Consider the following 6767-nt stretch of genomic DNA (forward strand, 5'->3'; position numbering starts at 1 on the left):
TTCTGATTGTTGGCGCCGGGGTTCTGACGGGACTGATGGCACAACAGTTGTCGCGAATGACTGTCCAGTCACGCCAAAGGCCCTGAAAACGGGGCGGTCGTGATTTCCGGTCGGCAGCGCCTGAGTAAAAGGCGGTATGGACATGTGGTTCTTTTCCTACAAGCTTTTCAGTATTTCCTCTCCGGATTTTTAGACAAAACCTGCGCGATTCGCCTCAATAGAGGCTGTCAGGCGTGCGCGGGCGGGGTGGTTGTCCGGGTTTCAGGTGTCATGTCGGTGGGGAGGCCGATGCTTGAATACGCGACAAATTACATGAGATGGACCTTATGCAGCCTACTTCTGCCAACGCGGCGGACGATCTGTCCGCGCCTGTCGAAACGTTCCCTCTGACCGCCGCCCAACGGGATATCTGGCTTGATCAACTGAGCCGTGGAGATTCGCCGCTGTACAACATTGGTGGTTATGTCGAACTGACCGGGCCATTGGATGCAGATTTGATGTACGCGGCCGTTAAGTCTCTGGTTGCCAGTCACGATGCCTTGCGAACAGTCCTGTTGGTGGGCGCCGGTGCTGACGGTTTGCCGTTGCAACGGTTCGCCCGGTCTCTGCCGGTGTCTATGCCGGTTTTTGATTTTTCCGCGCACCCGGAGCCGCAGTCGGCGGCGCGGGTTCTGATCCAGCAGGCGATGGAACAGACTTACGAGCTGGATGGACAGCCGCTTTTCCGTTTCTCTCTGATCCGCCTGGATAACGACCGTCACTGGCTCGCCACCCAGGCCCATCATCTGATCCTCGATGGCTGGGGGTTTGGTCAGATGCTCAAAGCGCTCGGCGAGATTTACAGCGCGCTGACCCAAGGGCAACAACCGCAGATGCGGACGCCTTCCTACGCTGAGTTCATCCAGGACGACGCGCGTTATCACCACTCTGTTCGTCATACGCGCGACCGTGCCTACTGGCTCGACAAGTACCGGACAGTCCCGGAACCGCTGCTAGTGCCACGTTATCGCGAGCGTTTTGCCAAACGGGCAGCGGCGACCCTGACACACGTTCAAGCCTTTCCTTCGCTGTTGCACGAACGCATGAAACACACGGCGCGACAGTCAGGCGGCTCGGCATTCCATGTGTTGCTGGCGGCACTGCACGTCTATTTCAGCCGCACCTTGCAGCGTGATGAATGGGTTGTCGGGCTGCCGATTCTCAACCGTTCCGGTGCCCGATTCAAAGCGACACTCGGGTTATTTACCCAGGTCAGTCCCGTGTGTCTGCGCTTTGGTCAAGAGCAGTCGTTCGCTCAATTGGTCCGGGCCATTGGTGATGAACTGAAACAGGATTTCCGCCACCAGCGTTTCGCCCTGAGCGAGATGAATCGCGCACTCGGCCTGATGCGCGAAGAGCGTTCGCAGCTTTTTGAAGTGTCGGTGTCCTACGAACAGGATGATCATGATTACCGCTATGGCGCGGCGTTGGGGCATACGGTCAAGGTTTCCAATCGCCACGAGGCCACACCGTTGGCGATTCACCTGCGCAGCAACCGTCACAACGACAAAGTGTGGCTGCATCTGGTCTACAACGAGGCATTTTTCGAGACCGATGAGATCGAGGCACTGGCGGCACGGTTACTGTCGATTCTGGAGCAAGGGCTGGAGTGCCCAGAGCTTTCGGTGAGCGATTTTTGCCTGAGTACTGAATCCGAATCGATGCTGCTACAGCAATGGAACGACACGCGACTGGAGTGTCCGCAAGGCCAAACGATTCATCAGCGCTTCGAAGCGCAAGCGGCTGAGCGACCGGACGCAATTGCGGCGGTTTATCAGGGGCAATCGTTGACGTTTGCGGAACTCAATGGCCGGGCCAATACCCTGGCCCAGCGCTTGATCGACCTCGGTGTGCGGCCGGATCAGCGCGTGGCGATTATCGCTTATCGCGGGCTGGACACTTTGGTCGGTTTGCTGGCCATCCTCAAGAGCGGGGCAGGTTACGTACCGATTGATCCACAGCATCCTGCCGAGCGTTTGAGTTATCTGCTTGGCGACAGCGCACCGATCGTCGTATTGACCCAGAGTGTTCTGCGCGATCGGCTGCCGGTGCTGGACGTGCCGGTTCTTGAACTCGATCTGGAGGGTGGGTCGGCGATTGTTTGCAACCCCGAAGTGCCGGGATTGACCACGGCCAATCTCGCCTATGTGATTTACACCTCCGGATCCACTGGCCTGCCAAAAGGCGTAATGGTCGAGCACCGCACGCTGAGCAATCTGGTGGATTGGCACTGTGACGCCTTTGAGCTGCATGCCGGTCAGCACACCTCAAGCCTCGCCGGGTTCGGCTTCGACGCCATGGCCTGGGAAGTCTGGCCGGCGTTGTGTGCCGGCGCGACTTTGCATCTGGCACCCAGCCACGACGCCAGTGAAGACATTGATGCCTTGCTCTCCTGGTGGCGCGCACAGCCGTTGGACGTGAGTTTCCTGCCGACACCCATCGCTGAATATGTTTTCAGCCGCGAACTTGATCACCCGACACTGCGCACCTTGCTGATCGGCGGTGATCGCCTGCGTCAGTTCAATCGGCAGCAATCCTTCGAAGTGATCAACAACTACGGGCCGACCGAAGCCACGGTGGTTGCGACCTCAGGCCGGATCGAGTCCGGGCAGGCGGTGCATATCGGCAGGCCGGTGAGCAACACAAGGGTGTACTTGTTGGACGAGCAGCAACGGCCGGTGCCGATTGGCATTACGGGCGAATTGTATGTCGGCGGCGCCGGAGTCGCCCGAGGCTATCTGAACCGGGCAGACCTGACCGCCGAGCGCTTCCTCGACGATCCTTTCAGTCATGCGCCCCGCGCGCGCATGTACCGCACCGGCGACCTCGCGCGCTGGCGTGCCAACGGCAATCTCGAATACCTGGGGCGCAACGACGATCAAGTGAAAATCCGGGGCGTGCGAATTGAGCCGGGCGAAATCGAAACCGCGCTTGTCAGTCACGACGCGGTACAGGACGCCGTGGTGCTGGTTCGCGACGGGCAACTGCTGGCGTGGATTACCGAGCGTCAGCCGCTGGATATCAACCAGTTGCACGCGCACCTGAAAACTCGCCTGACCAGCGCCATGCTGCCAAGCGCCTATGTGCGCCTGACCTCATTGCCGCTGACCGCTAACGGCAAGCTCGACCGCAAAGCCTTGCCGGCGCCGGGGCCGGAGGCGTTGATTCGCCGCGAATATGAAGCCCCGCAAGGCGCAGTGGAAACTGCGCTGGCGCAAATCTGGGCCGAACTGCTGCAAGTCGAGCGCGTAGGACGCCACGATCATTTCTTCGAACTGGGCGGGCATTCGTTGATGGCCGTGATCCTGATCGAACGCATGCGCCAGATCGATCTGAGCAGCGACGTGCGTGTGCTGTTCAGTCAGCCGACATTGGCAGCGCTGGCGGCTTCGGTGGGGTCGGGGCGTGAGGTCGAAGTGCCGGAAAACCGTATCGCAGCGGATTGCACCCACCTCACGCCGGACATTTTGACGCTGGTGCAACTGGATCAGCCGACCATCGACCGCATTGTCGCCACAGTGCCGGGTGGCGCGGCCAACGTGCAGGACATCTATCCGCTGGCGCCATTACAGGAAGGCATTCTCTACCACCACATCACGGCCGCGCAGGGGGATCCGTACCTGCTGCAATCGCGGCTGGCATTCGACAGTGTCGAGCGGGTCGAATCCTTCGCCGACGCGTTGCGTCAGGTCATGGGCCGTCACGACATTCTGCGCACCGCAGTGGTCTGGGAAGGGTTGACCACGCCAGTGCAGGTGGTGTGGCGCGAGGCGATTCTGCCAGTGGAGGAAGTCGTTCTTGATCCCGCTCAAGGCGCGATCATCGATCAATTGCATGAGCGCTTCGACGCCCGCCGTTATCGCTTTGATGTCAGCCAGGCACCGCTGATTCGCCTGGTGTATGCCCGTGATCCGGCCCTCGGCAGGGTAGTCGGCATCTTGCTGTTCCATCACTTGGCGATGGACCACGTTGCGCTTGAGGTGATGCGCGGCGAGATGCAGGCCAGCCTGTCCGGGCAGGTCGAGCCGCTGGCGCCACCGGTGCCGTATCGCAACTATGTGGCGCAGGTGCGCCTGGGAGTCAGCGAGCAAGAGCATGAGGCGTTCTTTCGCGAGATGCTCGGCGATATCAACGAGCCCACTTTGCCGTTCGGTCTGCAAGAGGTGCACGGTGATGGTCGCGGCATCGAAGAAGCGCAGCAAACACTGAAAGAGGGCGTGTATCAGCGCTTGCGCAGCCAGGCGCGGCAGGCCGGCGTCAGCATCGCCAGCCTGATTCATCTGGCGTGGGCGCGGGTGTTGGCGGCGACTTCAGGCCAGGAGCGAGTGGTATTCGGTACCGTGCTGATGGGGCGCATGCAAGGCGGCGAGGGCGCTGACCGGGCGCTTGGCGTGTTCATCAATACCTTGCCGCTGCGCATCGATGTCGATACGGGTGTTCTGGCTGGGATGCAGGCGACGCATGCACGGCTGACCGCGCTGCTGGGGCATGAGCACGCCTCGCTGGCACTGGCTCAGCGTTGCAGTGGTGTGGCGTCGCCATCGCCGCTGTTCAGTGCGTTACTCAACTACCGACACACAGACCCCAGCGAGCTGCTCGGGCCGGCACGTCAGGCGTGGCAAGGTATCGAAACGTTGGCCAATGAGGAGCGCACCAATTATCCGCTGACCCTGAGTGTGGACGATCTGGGCAGCGACCTGCGCCTGACCGCCAGAACGGTGGCAGGGATCGGCGCCCAACGGATCTGCGGTTATGTGCAAGCAGCCTTGAGCGGCTTGGTGGACGCTCTGGAGCAGGCGCCGCAACAACCGCTCAACCGCTTGCCGATTTTGCAGACTCAGGAGCTGCAACGCTTGCTCATCGAGTTCAACGCTACTGAAGTCGATTGCCCGCTGGAGCAACCGCTTCACGCACTGTTTGAGGCGCAGGTCAGGCGCAGACCGGATGCCATCGCAGTGCAATCCGAGCAAGGACGTCTGACCTATCTCGAGCTCAATACGCGCGCCAATCGACTGGCCCATCACCTGCGTGAAATCGGTGTGCAACCGGATGCGCGAGTGGCGATTTGCGTTGAGCGTGGACTGGATCTGGTGATCGGTCTGCTTGGCATTCTCAAAGCGGGCGGGGCGTATGTGCCGCTGGATCCGGATTATCCGCTGGAGCGCTTGAGTTACATGCTCAAGGACAGTGTGCCGGTCGCGGTGCTGGTGCATGAGGCTACACGCAATCTGCTTGGCCAATCCGAGGTGGCGCTGATCGATCTCGACCACAGCCAGTGGCAGGATCAACCGGAGAACGATCCGCAAGTGCCCGGCCTGAGTGCTTCAAACCTCGCCTACATGATCTACACCTCCGGCTCCACCGGACTGCCGAAAGGCGTCATGGTCGAGCACCGCAGCGCCTGCAACATGGTGCATTGGGGCTCGCAGATCAGTCCGCCAACCGAACACGGCGCGCTGTTGCAAAAGGCGCCGTTCAGTTTCGACAGTTCGGTATGGGAAATTTTCTGGCCGCTGTGTTCCGGTCTGCGTCTGATATTGGCGCGGCCCGACGGCAACCGTGATTCAGCCTATGTGGTGCAGACGATTCGCGAGCAGCAGGTCACCGTGGTCAAGTTCGTACCGGCGCTGCTCCAGCATTTCATCGAGCAGGACGATGTCGAGCAGTGCACCAGCCTGACTGACGTACTCAACGGTGGCGGTGAACTCAGCGCCACGCTGGCCCGCCAAGTGCGCGAGCGCCTGCCGTGGGTACGCCTGCATAACGTCTATGGCCCGACTGAAAGCACCGTCGACAGCACCGGTTGGACGCTGGAGCCGCATATGCCGGTGCCGGACAGCGTGGTGCCAATCGGCAAGGCACTGGCCAACACGCGGCTGTACGTTCTCGATGCCCATGATCAACCGGTGCCGCTGGGGGTTTGCGGTCAGTTGCACATCGGCGGAGTCGGCGTGGCGCGCGGTTATCTGGGACTGCCCGAAATGCAGGCCGAGCGCTTTATCGACAGTCCGTTTGTGCAGGATGATCGGCTTTATCGTACCGGCGATCTGGTGCGTTACAGCAGTGACGGCAACCTGCAATTCCTGGGTCGCAACGATTTTCAGGTCAAACTGCGCGGTCTGCGCCTGGAACCGGGGGAAATCGAGGCGCGGCTGATCGATCATCCGGCGGTGCGTGAAGCAGTGGTGATGGTGCGTGATGAGCGTCTGGTGGCCTGGTACACCTTGCGTGCCGGCGTTGTCGCACCAAGTCTGGGGGATTTGCGCGCGCATGTGCTGGGGTGTTTGCCGGAGTACATGGTGCCCGGGGCCTTTGTGCAGCTCGACGCGCTGCCACTGACGCCCAACGACAAGATTGATCGCAAGGCCTTACCGGAACCGGGTGTGGAGGCGGTGCTCAACCGACCTTACGAAGCGCCCGAAGGCGAAGTTGAAAATACCGTGGCGCAGATCTGGGCGCTGGTGCTCGACGTCAATCAGATCAGTCGTCACGACAACTTCTTTGAGCTGGGTGGGCACTCCTTGCTGGCGGTAAGTCTGGTGGCGCGCATGCGTCAGGCCGGGCTGCATGTCGATGCGCGGACGCTGTTCAGTCAGCCGACATTGGCAGCGTTGGCAGCGCAGACCACCCGGCATGCGAAACAGGTGGAAATCGCTCAGACCACCATCCCGAACCTGAACCGCAAACGCCGTCTCTGACAGGGAGTTCTCCCCCCTGTAGGAGCTGCC

General features: G+C 60.9%; 1 protein-coding gene. It reads left to right on the plus strand.

Annotated features, from left to right (window positions below; genetic code table 11):
- Positions 1–326 precede the first annotated feature (326 nt).
- Entirely contained in the window at positions 327–6737 is a 6411-nt protein-coding gene (locus tag ACA043_RS12730; RefSeq protein ID WP_497659366.1) for an amino acid adenylation domain-containing protein, read from the plus strand.
- Positions 6738–6767: the final 30 nt, after the last annotated feature.

This window comes from Pseudomonas sp. LBUM1648 (assembly GCF_059716145.1).

Coding starts and splice junctions, on each gene's coding strand:
- ACA043_RS12730 (WP_497659366.1), top strand. CDS start 327: ATGCAGCCTACTTCTGCCAACGCGGCGGACGATCTGTCCGCGCCTGTC.